The 16,694-nt window shown below is 39.2% G+C and carries 11 protein-coding genes; all 11 read right to left on the reverse strand.

What is annotated here, in order from left to right; all coding sequences use genetic code 11:
• Positions 1-264 precede the first annotated feature (264 nt).
• On the reverse strand, positions 265-1,581 hold the full coding sequence (locus G622_RS0117420; protein ID WP_026510296.1) for an IS4 family transposase: 1,317 nt from the start codon (positions 1,579-1,581) through the stop codon (positions 265-267).
• 183 nt (positions 1,582-1,764) lie between these two features.
• The gene (locus G622_RS24890) at positions 1,765-4,470 is read right to left on the reverse strand and encodes an alpha-amylase family glycosyl hydrolase (RefSeq protein ID WP_049945929.1); all 2,706 of its coding nucleotides are present in this window, start codon (positions 4,468-4,470) and stop codon (positions 1,765-1,767) included.
• 404 nt (positions 4,471-4,874) lie between these two features.
• Complete coding sequence (locus G622_RS0117430; RefSeq protein ID WP_044957982.1) at positions 4,875-6,458, reverse strand: extracellular solute-binding protein; 1,584 nt, start codon at positions 6,456-6,458, stop codon at positions 4,875-4,877.
• Between the two features lie 2 nt (positions 6,459-6,460).
• A complete protein-coding gene (locus tag G622_RS0117435; protein ID WP_026511753.1) occupies positions 6,461-7,351 on the reverse strand; it encodes a carbohydrate ABC transporter permease in 891 nt (296 codons plus the stop codon).
• 10 nt (positions 7,352-7,361) lie between these two features.
• The gene (locus tag G622_RS0117440) at positions 7,362-8,276 is read right to left on the reverse strand and encodes an ABC transporter permease (RefSeq protein WP_026511754.1); all 915 of its coding nucleotides are present in this window, start codon (positions 8,274-8,276) and stop codon (positions 7,362-7,364) included.
• Positions 8,277-8,300: 24 nt separating this feature from the next.
• Positions 8,301-9,659, reverse strand: coding sequence for a GGDEF domain-containing protein (locus G622_RS0117445; protein ID WP_026511755.1), 1,359 nt, complete (start codon positions 9,657-9,659; stop codon positions 8,301-8,303).
• A gap of 114 nt (positions 9,660-9,773) precedes the next feature.
• A complete protein-coding gene (locus G622_RS0117450) occupies positions 9,774-10,796 on the reverse strand; it encodes a LacI family DNA-binding transcriptional regulator (protein WP_049945930.1) in 1,023 nt (340 codons plus the stop codon).
• A 328-nt stretch (positions 10,797-11,124) separates the two neighbouring features.
• Positions 11,125-12,093, reverse strand: a complete 969-nt coding sequence (locus G622_RS0117455) for a carbohydrate kinase family protein (protein WP_026511757.1) — start codon at positions 12,091-12,093, stop codon at positions 11,125-11,127.
• A complete protein-coding gene (locus tag G622_RS0117460) occupies positions 12,093-13,574 on the reverse strand; it encodes a glycoside hydrolase family 32 protein (protein ID WP_026511758.1) in 1,482 nt (493 codons plus the stop codon). Before G622_RS0117460 ends, G622_RS0117455 begins: the two co-directional genes overlap by 1 nt.
• Positions 13,575-13,581: 7 nt before the next feature.
• On the reverse strand, positions 13,582-14,874 hold the full coding sequence (locus G622_RS24895) for a glycoside hydrolase family 32 protein (RefSeq protein ID WP_196814236.1): 1,293 nt from the start codon (positions 14,872-14,874) through the stop codon (positions 13,582-13,584).
• A gap of 138 nt (positions 14,875-15,012) precedes the next feature.
• The gene (locus G622_RS0117470; RefSeq protein ID WP_026511759.1) at positions 15,013-16,668 is read right to left on the reverse strand and encodes an ABC transporter substrate-binding protein; all 1,656 of its coding nucleotides are present in this window, start codon (positions 16,666-16,668) and stop codon (positions 15,013-15,015) included.
• Positions 16,669-16,694 lie beyond the last annotated feature (26 nt).

A 16,694-nucleotide genomic window follows, 5' to 3' on the forward strand; every position in this document is an offset into this window, starting at 1 on the left:
CCAATGTCATTAACTTTAGAATGAATTAACCAACGCCAAAGATATGTTCGGTTAACTTTAGCATGATACATCATCAATAAGTTCCGAAAGCCAAGCTATTGCACTACCCTCAGCATAATTTATCGCTATAGAAATATTATTATACTGCACATTGACAATTGACAAGCATGACAAAAAGACGAAATCACCTAATGTTAATAGAGAGGTGCCTTCATCAGTATAAATGTTGTATGATTGTATATGGAAATGGTGGAACTCTATTGTTTAATTACGATAGCAGAAACTTATCGGAAGCTTAAACCTGTGCTGGCGGGCAAAGGTTCTTCCAGGCCTGATTGGCTCAATATTTTGAGCAATCAGGCATTCCACCTCCATTACGGTTAGACAGTCATGAATTCTCAGAAAATCTCTGCATATTTTAAAGGCTTCTGCAAAATTTGGCTGATACAGATATTTGGTATCTTGCTGTTCAATTTCTACTCCATTTATGATTTCTGAACTGAAATTATGGAGAATTGCACGTGCCCATATCTCTTGTACGATATACTCATATTTTTTTGAATGAAGTGCCTTAAGGCAAAGCGGATATTTGAGGTCACGGAATGAATTTTCCTCGTTCCATCTCATGTGATAGAGACCTTTAAAATCCTCGAAGTCGAACTCTATGTCTGGGAGATTTGTAACTATGTTCTCGTAGCAACCAGGCATAATTTCGAATCTGACAATGCGTAGCGAGATATTGTATTCTGGATGTTCATCATCAAGATAGTCCATTGGAACAGCCTGACAGATATATCTGTACTGATCTGCAAGGTCAGGCCAGTTGTATTTCTTTTTGGATTGTGTCCTCGTAAGAATGCGGTTGACACGGCAATCAACTTCCTTTAGTCCTTCTATTGAATAGCCGAGAATGCCTTTAAGCCGCTTATCGTTGCATCGAATTAGAAAGTACTGGTCGTTTTCGATAACATGTGCAAAGTTGTTATAGGATGCATATCCCATGTCGGCAAAATAGATTGTGGGAGGTCCGTCGTTTCCTGCCTCATCAAGCATTTCACAAAAGGCGGAATACTCATTGCGTTTTCTTCCGGGTTGGATTACAAGATTTGTAAACCTTCTGTCAAGTATGGAATAGAATGCATTGACATGAACTTGATTGAACCCTCGCGTAGACTTGCCATTAGGTTCAAAGAATGTGTCAGGATCATTGGGATTACGATAGATATCAATTGCTGAACCATCACAGGCGATGATCTGATATTTTTCGTTATAGAGTTTCTTGGAAAGTTTTGAGTTAAATGCAAACAGCAGATTTGCGAGAGCGTTCTCATTTAGCTTTTTTCGTTGCTTATAGAATGCGGCCTTTGATGGTGCTGATGTAGATCTCCCGAAATATCGATACAGTTCTTCTTTGATACAATCGGCCTCCATCGTAAGTAACACCATGATAGTTTCGTGAAATCCAAGTTTGCGATTTCTTGTGAAATCCTTACCCGGATTGACTGCATACAATTTGGGGTTATCTGCGATTTCGCTAATGGTAGCAAGTAACAGTGCCTTAATTGCGTCAGAATGTTTCATATAAGTGCCTCCTTGTAGTGAAAGTAACGTTTATGCCTTCACTACAAGGGCCGCACTCGTTACCTCTAAACAGCATCAGTAACGAGTGCGGCCGCGCATTTTGAACGGCTTGTCAACTATTTTTCATAATAATTTTTGTTAGGGGTAAGAAAAAAGCAGATCTTCGTTATTTACGAAAATCTGCTAAAGTAAATGACATTGCATATGAACATAAACTTTATCCCAGTTATCTGCATTATAGAAATGTACAGTTGTCATATTTGCAGAAAGACCCATAGCTTTTTCTGCATCTTCTTTTGAAGCATATTTAACAGAAGTCTTTGTTTCCTCACTTATAGCAATATATCTGTTATCATCATCAATCAGTATATTATCTGTCTGAGCACCACTTGCACCACTAAAGATTACATAGAAAGGCTCATCTACAGATTCAGGAATTTTAAGATCTGCGCGAATCCAGTATCCGCCTTCATCTGTTGTGCTCTTGCCTGGCCATTCTCCTGCAAGCTTAGTTTCATCATTAAGCCATGAATAAACCTTTACATCATCCCAAAGTACTGTATTAAAGAAATAAACTGATTCTGTCTTAATTCCAAGTGCTGCTTCAGCTTCCTGAACTGAACCAAAAATATCAGTCTTAGCAGGTGTGATATAGTTATCCTTACCATTATTTACATCATAAGTGCCTGTTGTATTTGTGCCATCTGTAAAGCTAACCTTTACATCGCCTTCGGGTATATAGAATCTAACCCATCCATCTGTTTCATTAATTCCTGAAACAAGTGCATCCTGACCTTCAATCTTAGCATTTACATTTGACCAGTTCTCTGTGTTGTAGAAATGTACAGTTGTATAGGATACATCTGCCTTCTCTCTAAGAACAACAACATCCTCAGCCTTCACAATACCTCTGATAATACCATTTGATACTGTAAAGATATCATCTTTTCCTTCAATAGCATTAACATATGTGCCATCCTCTAAAGATGTTTTGCCTTCTACAACAAGTGATGTAGAAGCTGAATTAACAAGAACTGCACCTGCAGAATTCTGTGCATCTGCATCCTTTCTCTCAATAAGGATAATGTGGTTGTCATTTCCGGGATTTGATAAAATCTCATCCTTCCCAACCATTGCAGTTCTAAACTTGTTGATTGCAGTTACTTCTGCTGATTTAAACAGATCATTTCCTGCTGCGCCAAGGACATTGTTACCAAAAGGCTTATCCTTTGTGCTTCCTGCAGGTCTTGAGAAGAAAAGAGGTGTTCCATCTTTTCTTGCTGTAATAACAGCCCAGCCAAGAATTGTATCCTGATCATTTATTGATGTATAGGAAGTATCATTAATGTAGTTATCATGTGATTCTACCCATGTTACAAGCTTGTCAGGATATGCATCACGACCATCTTCAGCAGCGATTCCATAATCACTTACTTTTCCAACATTAAAGTTGTCATTTGCAAGTGCAGATCTGATTGTGCCACCATAATTACTTGCTGTTGTTCCGCCTATAGCTTCCTGATAAGAAGAAAGTCTTGAAGCAGCACCCTGAAGGACTTCACCATATACGAAAAGATTACTGTAATCCTTTCTTCCTGTTTCAGCAGCATAGTCACTGAGCTCTTTTACCATGTTGGGATAGAAATTATTTCTATCAGGTTCATTTTCATATGCTTTTGAAACAGCATCATCAGGAAGTGCAATGTGCTTAGCAGTATCGATACGGAATCCATCTGCACCACAGTTTATACAATCCTCAAGGTATGCATAAAAATACTCCTGAAAATCCGGATTCTCAGTATCAACATCCGGAAGACCTCCCATATCATCATAGGTAACTGAGAGTCTGTTGCTGTAATCCATTCCGCTGTTGTTATCTTTATGATAGAGGTTTTCTATTCCTCCAACAGCATCAAGTAGATTCTGTGAAAGTTCTGATTTACTAGGTGTTGTGTGATTGGGATCAATATCAACAATTACACCGATTCCATATTCATCAGCCTTATCACATAAAGCTTTAAAGCCTTCTCTGTCACCAAGCTGATAGTTACCAATTGTCCAATCAGTCGGCTGATAGTGATAATACCACTGGCCCTCGCCTGACAAAGTCAATGCAGGATGTGTATCGATGACCTTGTTTATCGGAGATGTCTGAATTGCAGTAAAGCCTGCTGCTGCAATTTCATCCATGTTTTCAATTACTGTATCAAAATTCCATGAGAATACATGAAGTATTGCACCATCATGGATTGATTTTCTGTTAACGTTTGAGCTATCATTTGCATTTCCATTAGTGCGTGCTCTGTTCTTCTGATTTTCAAGTACAGCCGTCTTTGTATCATCTGATGCATCTGTGGCTTCTTCATTATCACTTTCAACTTCAAATGTTGAAACCTCATATTCTTCTTCATCAAATGATGTTGCACTTTCTTCATCTGTAACGGAATCAGCTAAAGCACTTTCTTCTACGCCCGCTTGCGATTCTGCAACCGGAACTTCGACTGAATTTTCTTCAGGAATATCTAAATCCGTAACCTCCGGATTAACTTCTGTATTCTTTATTTCTTCATTCTCTGTATTTACGTCTGCCGCTGTTTCTGTTTCCGGCTCCTCCGGATTTACTTCTGCTGTTGCTTCAGTATTAGCTTCTATTGTTTCTGATACTTCTTCAGGCTCTGTTTTTACTTCAGTGTCTTCTTTTACTTCTTCCTCATCGCTTCCTGATGTCTCTAGATCCTGTTCCTCTAAATCAGTACCTGCCTCTTCCAACGCTGTTTCCTCCACAGCTGCTAGTGCTGATAAAGAAACAAGTTCTGATGCAGGTGCGCCTACCAGCATCGAAAGGCTGACACCGGCGGTTAATAAGCGCTTAACCCATTTACTCTTCATACTTTTGTAAAACCTCCACTATAATTAACTTTAACTACCGTTAATCGATTAACCCAATGTAAGAAGAATTATAATAATCTCACTATTCAATCGTCAATTGGTAAAAACTTTCGTTTTTTCTTGGTTAACTTTGTAAAAAAGTTACAAAACGATAACCAAAGATTTTGTAAACAGAACAAAGAGTCGCTCGCGACTCTTTGCGCGCTGGTGCGCGCAAGCTTTAGCTTGCAAAATTCATCTGCGCACCAGTCGCATCCATAGCGGAGCGCTTTTTATTCAATAGGAAATCCGAAGGAATTTCTATTGAATAAAAAAAGCCATGAATTTTGATATCATGACTTTTCATAAGCTTATTGGTTTTATGTTACATGGATTGATTTTATTTAATCTGTATGTAACATGTGTTATTTATTAGATTCATAGGTCTCATATGCATCAAGCTGGATCTTCAGGAATTCAGAATAGCCCATCTGTTCCAGTGTATTTATGTATTCATCCCACTGAGCTTCAACGCCTCCCTCTGTTACCCATGTCGCCTGATATAAATTCATATAGGAGTCAATATCTGTATATAGTGTCGACAGGGTTTTCAGCTGATCAATGGTGTAACTAACGTTTGGATAAGCATCTCTTGCGTATTGATTGAGCTCTTTATCAAGCTCCAGCTTTGATGCATCTCCGTTATCTGTTGCCGCATATGTAACCTTGGCATTAAAATCGTCCTGAACATATTTAGGTCCAAAATCACGTAGCGATTCTATCCATGCAAAGGTATCTGCAGTATTTCCATCTGTGGGCTCAAGAACAGTATATGTGCCGGTTTCTTCATCCTTCTCAACACCTATACCAAATGCTCCATAGAAATTCTGTATAGACGCATCTTCTGTGTAAAAACTGTCAGCCCAGGATAGTAATTGCCCGGGATCATGACAATCCTTTGTTACTACAAACTCATACCTGCTGTAATTCCAATGTTCAGGATCAGAGGCTACATATCTGTTACCGTCCGGTCCCTGAAGTGCCGGCAATGCTACATACTCATCTGCATTTTGTCCGAATGTAGCATCTGTTGTCCAACCTGCTGCGCATCCGATTATCGGTATTTCATTCATCAGTTTTGCATCCCGCATGGATGAATCCTGAGTGAAAATTTCAGGGTCAATAAGCCCTTTTTCATAGCATTCGTGCATCCAGCTTATACCGTCCTTATAGGACTGTGAAGTGGGCAGATATATCGGTTCTCCGTTTTGAATGCTCATCATATATGTTCCATCAGCACCTATAGTTGTCCCGAATGGAAGACAAAATGACATAACCAGATCCGCATACCCCTGTCCATAGGGAATTTCATCTGTAGGATCCCCGTTTCCATTGGCATCCTGTTCCTTAAAAGCAATCAGAACATCCTCAAATTCTTTATAGGTCTGAGGTATAGACAATCCTAGATTATCAAGCCATTTTTTGTTGATAAACATCTGATTTGATATGACGGGTCTGCAGGGTTTCCTTGACGGCAGCCCATAGATATGCCCATCTGCTGAGTAAGCCAGTGCCTTCATTATCGGATCACTATCCATGATTTTCTTAAAATTTGGCATATATTCATCAATATAATCATCAAGCGCAATAAATGAACCCTGATTAGTCAGGATATCAAGTTCTGAGAAACATATTGATCCCATGAATGCGTCTGGCAAATTTCCTCCCGCCAGAAGCACCGCCCTCTTATCGGTCCAGTCGGAGTTCAGTATAGTCTGCCATTTTATGGTTATGCCTTTTTTCATAGCCGCCTGATCCGGGAATCCTGTGTGATAGTCCTCTCCCCAGTCTGCCCATCTCACGGTTGCGACCTCATATGTAGTGGCATCATTTTCAATTGTGGTGTTTTCTTCTTCCGTATTTTGGCCACTATTACCAGCAGCACATGCTTCCAGCACCATAATAGTTCCAAGGAAAACTGCCATCAGTATATTTCTTTTCTTCATCATTTTTATCCTTTCACAGATCCAACCATGACCCCCTGATTGAAATACTTTTGGAGGAATGGATAAACGAGCATAATCGGTAATGTTGAAACTACTATTGACCCATATTTCATCATATCCGACAGTTTCCTCAGTTCCTGCGCCATAGTACCTGTCGCTGCACCTAAAAGCGATTCATTGGTTATAAGGATTCTTCTTAGCAAAAGCTGAAGAGGTATCAGGTTTTCATTATTAAGATAAATAAGGGCATTAAACCAGGAATTCCATAGTCCAACAGCGGTCCAGAGTCCAACAACAGCTATAACTGCTTTTGATAAAGGCAATGCAAATTCAAAGAAATATCTAAGAGTTCCGCAGCCATCAATCTGTGCTGCCTCCCACAGTGCCTCAGGAAGCAGATTTTCAAAGAAGGTTCTGGCGACGATTATGTTATAAGTCGATACTGCAAAAGGAATGACCATTACCCAAAAGGAATCCAGAAATCCAAAATTCTTAACTATCAGATACGTAGGAATCAGTCCTCCACTGACAAACATTGGAATTACAAGAAATGTGTTTATGATTTTTCTTCCTGGCATATCTTTTCTCGACATAGCATATCCGGCAGAAATATTCACTATAAGCCCGAATACTGTGCCCACGGCTGTGTATAAGATTGTGTTAAGATAGCTGATCCATATCTTGGATTGCTCAAGGAGCTTTTCATATCCTCTGACATCTATTTCTATCGGCAAAATCCAGACTTTACCACCGACAACATCAGCAGGGTTACTAAAAGACGCTATTATTACAAACCATAACGGGTAAACGACAATAATTATCATTAAAACCGCTACAATATGGAATATTACATTTATGATTTTGTCCTGAGAGATCGCTTTTTTTCTAAATATCATAGTTCACCTGTTAAAACAGACTGTTTTCTGTTGTTTTCCTTGCTATGAAGTTAACCAGTAAAAGAACCAATAGATTTACAACCGTATTAAATAAACCTATTGCCGTCGAAAGGCTATACTGCATACTTTGCATGCCCATCTTATAAACATAGGTCGAGATTATCTCGCTGCTCATGATATTTTGAACATTTTGAAGGAGATACACCTTTTCAAAGCCCACGCCAAGTATATTTCCGGCTCTTAAGATCAATAGAATCATTGTAGTTGGCAGTATCATGGGAATATCGATATATCGAATTTTCTGTAATGTACTGGTTCCATCGACTATCGCTGCCTCGTAATACGTAGGATCTATGCCGGCAAGCGCAGCAAGATAAATTATGCTATCCCACCCCAGATGCTGCCATATATCACTCCATACATACACATGCTTAAATGCTGAGGCGTCAGCCATAAGATTCGGGAATTCTTTTCCTGCAAGAGCAAAGAGATTCGCAAATAGTCCATTAGTCGGTGAAAGGAATATAAGTATCAAACCGCACATAACCATGGTTGAAATGAAATGCGGAAGATATGTTATGACCTGAAACACCTTTTTGAACATTTTACTTTTCATCTGATTACACATAAGTGCCACAGCTATTGGAAGCGGAACTCCCACAAGGATGCTGTAAAAGCTTAGAATCAATGTGTTTTTTATTGTCACGCGGAACTGATATGATCTGAAAAACTGAAGAAAATTCTTGAAGCCCACAAACTCGCTTTTTGTCACGCCAAGAGCAGGGGAATAGTCCTGAAAAGCAATAATGATACCGAACATTGGAAGATATGCAAAGCAAACAAGCAAAATAACTGCCGGAAGGAGTAGTATGTAAAGTTGATAATACTTTTTAAATTTTAATACGAATCTGTCCCACTTCCTCATGCGACTACCTCTGACTTTCTAAGATCAAAACCTGTGAAGCTGCACTCTTGAAAAAACAGGTCTGGATGCCATATAATCCTCCAACTCCTTAGTGGTTATTCCGGGCATATCCATCTGAATATATATCTCATTCAAGTAGTCCTGATATAGGCTTATATCATTCAATCCTCTTACAATATCAGTGCCTTCAAGCACCTGACAATTCGCATCAAGAGTCTCCCTTATAAGCCTTCTTGCACCATCATTGTTGGAAAGAATATATATCATTCTTTCAGCAGTCTTTTGAATTTCTTTCGTCACATAGGTGGTAAATCTGCCTTTTCCTCTGCATTTTGACTCATAAAGGGCATCATCGGCCAGTCTGTATAATGCCTCAAAAGTAAGCCCGCATTCATCAGCTGCAATTCCAATACTGCAGGAAAAAGATCTGGCGTCTCCAACCTTAAGAATATTTAGTTCATGCAAGATATTTTTGCATCTGTTTTCTATAAGGTGGATATTTCCCAAAGGCAGCTCGCGGATTATAACCATAAACTCATCTCCGCCGACTCGGCCTATAATATCCACTATTCTGAATTCACGCTTAAGGAGCTTCGCAAAAGCTTTAAGGACATCATCTCCCACCTGATGACCATAGTAGTCATTTACATATTTAAAATTATCAAAATCAAGAATCAGAAGCATCAGGGCTGTTCCGGGAGTTCTGTCAAGAATAGCAGCTCTGGCCTCTTCTTCAAAAGCAATTTTATTTTTCAGGTCAGTAAGCCCGTCAGTATCACTTTTTTCTTTAAAAATTTTCTCCTCAGATGCACTTTCTGCCTGATTGCCGAAATTAATCATTACAATAAGGAGTGAAAAAATTATTCCCAATATGATAAGAAAAAAGTGTTGCCAGATAAATTCCTTACTCTCAAAAAGCTTAAAAATTATATAGTAAATCCCGCCTGAGAGAATTTCAAAAAGGACTACAATCCTGAAATAATCGGTATAAAATGTTGGAAATGCCATAATGAGCGCGAGAATTAAGAGAAGATGTGATGCTGAAACAACACATACTTCAAGATATGACACTGCTGCGAAAAGCAGTGAATAATTTATTAAAATAATAAGCCTTGTAACTTTGAACGATAACTTAGCCTTCGAAAGCCAAAGTCTATACTGCAGATTATAAAACAGCAAAACTGCAAGAAGGATAACATAACCAAAATCCGGCAAAACACCCGGATTATTGGCATATTTAAATATAAGGAAAATGATAGAAAAAATCGCTATGAAATTGCAGAGCTGTTTAAGCATAGTCTTATTTCGCCCAGCCAGAGCCTCTTCTCTGGAGGATACGAAATAATCTATACTATCCAACTTTTCAAAAAAAGCAGTTATCATCGATTCTTCTCCATTAAATTGCACATAATGTTAGTGATTATATGCTATCACATATATATGCAATATTGGAAAAGACGACATTAAAAATATATTAAGAAAATTGAAATTCCTGAATTATAACTTATCTGAGAGATTCCTTACAGACTGTCTCTCCATAACTCTGATGGGCTGGCGTTCATCCAAAACAAGATTCTTCTCTCCACCGATCATTCTAAACAGGTATTCTCCTGCTTTCTCAGCCTTCCACTCAAAATCCTGAGCAACAGAAGTCAGCTTGGGTGACATAAAATCACAATCAGGAAGATTATCGAAACCGACTACAGAAATATCATATGGTACACGAATACCACACTGGTGAAGTCCCTCGATAACACCAAAAGCAACAATATCTGACATGGTAGCCACTGCAGTATATCCACGGTTTGCAAAGACTATATCCTGTCCCACTTCAACGGCATTGCGATATGTTGAAACACTATGAAATACATCCTTAGAAATGCTAAAGTCCACATTACTTTCAGCACATGCATCAGCAAATCCCTGCTGACGTTCCTTGATAACACCCTCTCCGGTTATCTCAGGAGTGACAAGTGCAAGCTTTTTATGGCCTTTACCTATAAGATATTTTGCAGAAAGATACCCACCTCTGTAATCCTCAATACCTATATTGACTATCGGCTCCCCGGGAGCATAGGTATCAATGAAAACCATAGGTATATCAATGCGCTCTCTGATCTCACGAACCTCGTCCCTGTATACTCCAAGGAAAAACGCCCCATCAACATTCCAGGAGGACAAAAGCGGTATAATCTCTCTCGGATCCCCAACGCATCTTAGCATCACATAATAGTCATGTCTACGTACAAAACGTTCAAGTGCTGCAATAATATGCGCGTTATATGGGTTAGCAAAAAAGTCCTCATCCTTACTAAGATATGGAACTACAACACCTATCAGATGGCTTTCCTTTTTTGCAAGAGATCTTGCTATAACATTAGGTTTATAATTTGAATCCTTAATGATTTTCTCGACCTTAGCTCTGGTCTCTTCAGAAACTTTATGGAAATTTCCATTTAACACATTTGAAACAGTGGCTGTACTCACCCCCGCGAGTTCTGCTATAGTTTTTAAATTCATGATTATCTCCGTTTGTGTCTGTATTTTTCAATGGTTTAACGGTTAACCATCTCTTTAACTATATTAAATTTTGCCACTGAGGTCAAGTATAAAAGCGGGAAATTCTTTGTGTTCTCACTATGTATTATCTTATAGGAAGCGATAGAATATTAAATCACCTTTTTGCGATTAGGGATATAATGTTTATATGAAAAAACTGCCGCATAAGTTTTACTCTTATACGACAGTCATTTATTATCTCTTTTATACGATGATTTAGATTCCTGAATATCATCAGAAATCCGGAAAAATGCAATTTTTACAAATCGCCGTGCCAGGCACAGACTGATTATTTATCACTAAGAAAGCTATCAACTTCATCCTTAGTCGGCATTACAGAAAGGGCACCTTTCCTTGTTGTAATTATGGATGCGGCAGCATTTGCAAAATTAAGGCACGCCATTAATCCATCCTCAGTCAGACTTTCAATGCCATTTCTTCTAATGTAATCAATAGCACATGCGCAAAATGTATCACCTGCTCCTGTAGTCTCAATTGTGTCAGGATTCTTGTAACCGTCCTTCTTTACAACCATATCCTTATAAAGTGCCATACTTCCATCCGGTCCGAGTGTAGCAAATATGATTGGAATATTGTAATCCTTCTGGATCTTTCTAGCTCCTTCACAAATATCTGATATGCCTGTGAAAAGTTCTACTTCATTGTCAGATATTTTGAGAATATCACATTTTTCAAATCCATAATTCATCGCTTCAATAGCGGTATTTACAGAATTCCAAAGCGGTTCCCTGTAGTTTGGGTCAAAAGAAATTAAAGCTCCGCTCTCTTTTGCTATATCCACTGCCATTTTTGTAGCTTCTCTTGCAGGCTCGTCCGTCATAGATAATGTTCCAAAATGAAATACATCTGTATTCATCAGCATATCTACATTTTTCTTGACATCATCTTTAGTAAGCATCATATCTGCACCGGGCTTTCTATAAAAAGAAAAGTCACGGTCGCCATTTTCAAGCTTGTTAACAAATGCAAGAGTAGTGGGGATCTCTTTGTCAAAAACAAGTGCAGTAGAGTCAATTCCCTGCTTTTCAACCCTCTCTTTAAGCATTCTACCGAAGAAGTCATCACCGACTTTTCCGATAAATGCTGTTTTATTACCGAGATTCTGCAGCATTGAAAGCACATTGCAGGGAGCTCCACCCGGATTTGCTTCAAATAAGGGATTTCCTTGTGAACTAATTCCGTTATTTGTAAAATCTATCAGTAACTCACCTAAAGCAACTACATCAAATCTATCCATTATTCTTTCTCCAGTTCATACATTATAACATCCATAAGAAGTTCACCATTTGCTCTGAAATTGATTGCTTCAGCTTTTATATCTGTGAAGATTCCCATTGACATTACCTGTTCACCATCGTTTATGAAAAGTTCCATGCTGTATCTGTCAAGAATCAGTCTAAGAGTGATTTCACCCTTGTTATTTGCTACTTTACATCTTCTCTGATGAACTATAGCTCTTCTGCTTCCTGAGTGCTTTCTATCGATCTTTACAATATTCTGTAACGGATCATACTCGATAACTGAATATGCTTTACCGTTGTCAGCAAAACGAATTTCAAACTTCTGGTAAGACAGATCTGCTTCTGTAGATTTAACCTTTACAGTCATATCTATGCATCTTCCCTCGATGCTTGAAAGTGAAGCACTATCAGAGATCAGGACATTCTGTCTGCTGATTCTCTTGCCATAGTAGTTTTCAATCTCTCTGGCAGGCTTCTGTATCAGCTTATTGTTGTGAAGGCTGATTTCTCTCGGGAAGCTCATCTGTCCAAACCACGGGAAATCATCACGTCTTATGCCACATGTATCCCAGTTCTGCATCCAGCCTATCATAAGTCTTCTTCCATCTTCTGCAAGAACTGTCTGGGGTGCATAGAAATCTATACCATAATCAATAGCCTGGCAGTTTTCTTCACAGAAATTACCATCAGCATCAAAGCTTCCAATGACACATAAAGTTCCATTTCCGTTGTGGAATTCAAGTTCTTCAGGAAGCATGTCCTGAGGGCTGGTAAGTAATACCTGCTTACCATCAAGTGCAAAGTAATCAGGACATTCCCACATTACACCGAATCTGTGATTGTTTTTGATCACCAGCTTATCGTAAGTCCAGTGAATACCGTCCTCACTCACATACTGAAGAATCTGACCATCCTTATCCACAGTTTTATTACCTACTACCATGTAGTATTTTCCGTTTTCCTTAAATACCTTAGGATCTCTGAAATCATAGATTCCTGCGCCTTCGGGAAGTGTTTCTCCGGTAATAACAGGGTTGTTTTCATATTTTACATAATCAGTTCCATCACCTATAGCAACGCACTGAGTCTGATACTCATGGAAAACACCATCTTCATCCTGCTCTTTGTGAACGCCGGTATATACAAGAAGCTGTTTTCCATCATCCATCTCTATTGCACTGCCTGAGAAACAGCCTGCATCATCATATTTTTCATCCGGTGCCATAGCGCAGGGAAGATACTTCCAGTTTATGAGATCTTCACTTTCTGCGTGTCCCCAATGCATAGGTCCCCATACAGTCTCATATGGGTAATACTGATAGAAAAGGTGATATTTTCCATTGTAACGGCTAAAACCGTTGGGATCATTCATCCATCCACATCTGGGAGTAAGATGAAAAAGAGGCCTCTGCTCCTCAGAAATTGTCAATTCTGTCTTTGCTTCATATTTTCTTGCTTTTTCTAACTTATCGCTCATATAATCCTCACTTACCATAAATTCTGAAATTACTAACTACTGCTGCTGATGAATCCAGTCTCCAGTCTGCACCTACTGCTGCGTAAATTCTGTTAGACAGTACCTTTTCACCGCCTACGTAAACTATAACTATATCCTTTTCAACAACGACATCTACCTTGTAGGTTTTTCCGGTTTTCAATGCCATAGCCTGAAAATTCGGAAATGCATTAAATGTGATATTGTCCTCCTTGTTATCAATAGACAGATGATACTTTTCCCCTTTTTCTGCATTATCAAATATAAGGTCAAGCTTTCCATCATCCTGCATATCAAGGTCAAATGTCATGTGGCAGGTCTCAGGAACCTGTCCCAAATCTACTGTTCCTGCCAATGAATCCTCTGTTCTCAGTTCTGTCTTAAAATAATCATTATATTGTTCAGGCATGCACGCCCCAAGTGTGCCGTCTTGTAATTGTCTAAGTTCATAAGTAACAATGCTTCCAGCCCATGTGTAACCTAAGCCGTCACTTTCTCTCTTTTTTCTGTCGAGAAATCCTATCAGATATCGTTTACCATCTAATTCACATGTCTTGGCAGCATAAAATCCGTTTCCGTCAAATGTATCAATCTCCGGTTTTTCCCACGGTCCAAAAAAGCTATCCGCCATTCTGTAATAAACAACATTGTTCCAGCTAAATACTAAATAATATTTTTCCCCAATTTTAAAAACGTCCGGGCATTCCATAAAGTAAAGCTCTTTACTGGTATAAAAATCGCCCTTAAAAGTCCAGTTATGAAGATCCTGCGATTCAAAATATATGATTGCGCTCTCTTCTTCTTTTTCTTTTCTTGCACCTACCAGCATCAGATACCCGTCATCAGTCTTATAAACCTGTGGATCACGAAAATCATTGGTGCTGTAACCTTCAGGTGCATGGATTATTTCATCATAATCCTTTACGTATTTCTTATTGTTACTGCTTGTTGCATGCATTACGCATTCTTTATCCAACCCATAAGTGTCATAATAATCATTATGACCTGTGTAAAAACAATGGTATTTACCACTGTCGTCCTTTATAAAAGAACCTGTTCCTATAGCAAGATCCTGCTTTTCAGAATCTTCTGCAAAAGAAAGAACCTCACCCTTATCCTCAAAAGAAAGAAAATCTTTTGTGTAAAAACTGTTTATAGGATGATAACCCACTCCATTATGATCTGTTTCATATAGGTAGTTTAGATAAACTCCATTACCTTCTGTAAGTGCCATAACATCGCCAACATAGCTATCTTCCGCTCTTGGAAAGAGACACTCCATACTGTTTTTTTCCCCACATCCTGTTAACATGCACACAAGTATACTGAGTAAAGCAATTGTCTTCTTTTTCATTTTCATAAAAGAGGGAGGAGAAATCTCTCCTCCCTCACCTTTCATATATGATTAGTACAACCTGTATTACTTGTAGAACTCATCAAGGTATTTCTGATAAATTGAAAGATATTCATCAAGACCGTAAGCGTTAACCTGCTTTATGTACTCATCCCAATCAGCATCGCTAAGTCCGTTCATAACGAAGTTACTTCTGCTTGAGTTGATGTAGCTGATAAGATCAGTCTGGATTGTTGTAAGCTTCTCTGTGTCATCAGCTGTCATGAATACGTTAGGATATACATACTCACCGTGCATATCATCTGTGTAATATTCCTTGATCCAGTCAAGACGATACTGAGCATCATCAGGGCATGTTACATATACACCATAGTACTCATCAAGGATTGCAAGAGGACCACCAACAGCCTCTGCCTCACGAACTTCAACAGGTGAAGCATCTCCAAGAGGTGCATGCTTAAGCATCTTCTCACCCTTATCGTTCTCTGAAAGCTCGAAGATATCGAACTCATCGTCCTCACCGTAAGTACCCCAGTTGTTCTGAGGAGACTGGAAAGGATCATACATACGATCAAGCCAAGCACATACGAATGCAGGGTTGTCACATTTAGCTGTAATTACGCATCTGCCGCGATCAAAACCAGATGTGAATGAACCATTCATAGGTGTTACGTTCTTTGTATCAGCCTGAAGAGCTGCAAGAGGTACATAGTCCTCAAGGTTGTCGATATTAGCAACATCCCATGTGAAGCATACGCCATATCTGTGAGATTTACCCTTAGCTACATATGTTGACCAATCCTGTGTGAAGCACTCAGGATCGATAAGTCCCTCGTCATAGAGCTTGTGAAGCCACTGCATACCTGACTTGAAGCCTTCCTGTGTAGCTGTGCAGATAACCTTCTTGTCATCTGTTACAGCGATATGCTGTCCTATATCGTTGTCACCATATCCTTCACCAAATCCGTTGATAAGAAGGCTGGGATCCTGATCGTTCATAATGCATGACATAGGAATGATGTCACCCTCAATACCAAACTCTGCCTGAAGCTCTGCTGCGTGATCCTTGAAAGCCTTAAGAACTTCTTCAAACTCATCTACTGTTGTAGGTGTCTGAAGTCCAAGGAAATCAAGCCACTTCTTGTTGATGTAAGTAAAGTTGTTACCTACTGTCTGGATAGCTGTCTTGTTGGAACCGAGCTGTTCAATCCAGGGAAGTGCCCAGATATGTCCCTCTGAATCCTCGCACATTGTGCGGTATTCAGGGTACTTATCGAATACAGCCTTAAGATTAGGCATGTTTTTGTCAATATATTCTTCAACAGGAAGAATAACGCCCTGGTCTGCATATCTGATAAGATCAGAGTTACTGAATCCTGCATTGAATATGAAATCTGTAAGCATGTCCTTGTTAGCCATTGTCAGCTGAATCTTGTCTCCCCACTGATCGTTTGAAATAGCTGTCCAATCTACATGTACATTGGTCTCCTCTTCAAGTCTCTTGAAGATTGTTCTGTTGTTAGGCTCAGCCTCTGTTCCTGAAGGATAGCTGGTTGTACCTGTGATAGTAACCTTCTCTTCAAGAGGGAAAGTGATGTTCTCAGCATCTACCTTAGCTGCACCACTGCCAGTTGAAGTCCCCTTGCCACAACCTGTGAGCGCACTTGCTGACATAGCAATGACAAGCGCTGTAGACAGTAACTTTGTTGTTTTCTTTTTCATTGTCCTCTCCTTTTCATTAGAAACTA

It is taken from the genome of Butyrivibrio sp. LC3010, assembly GCF_000424385.1.
Taxonomy (GTDB): Bacteria; Bacillota; Clostridia; order Lachnospirales; family Lachnospiraceae; genus Butyrivibrio.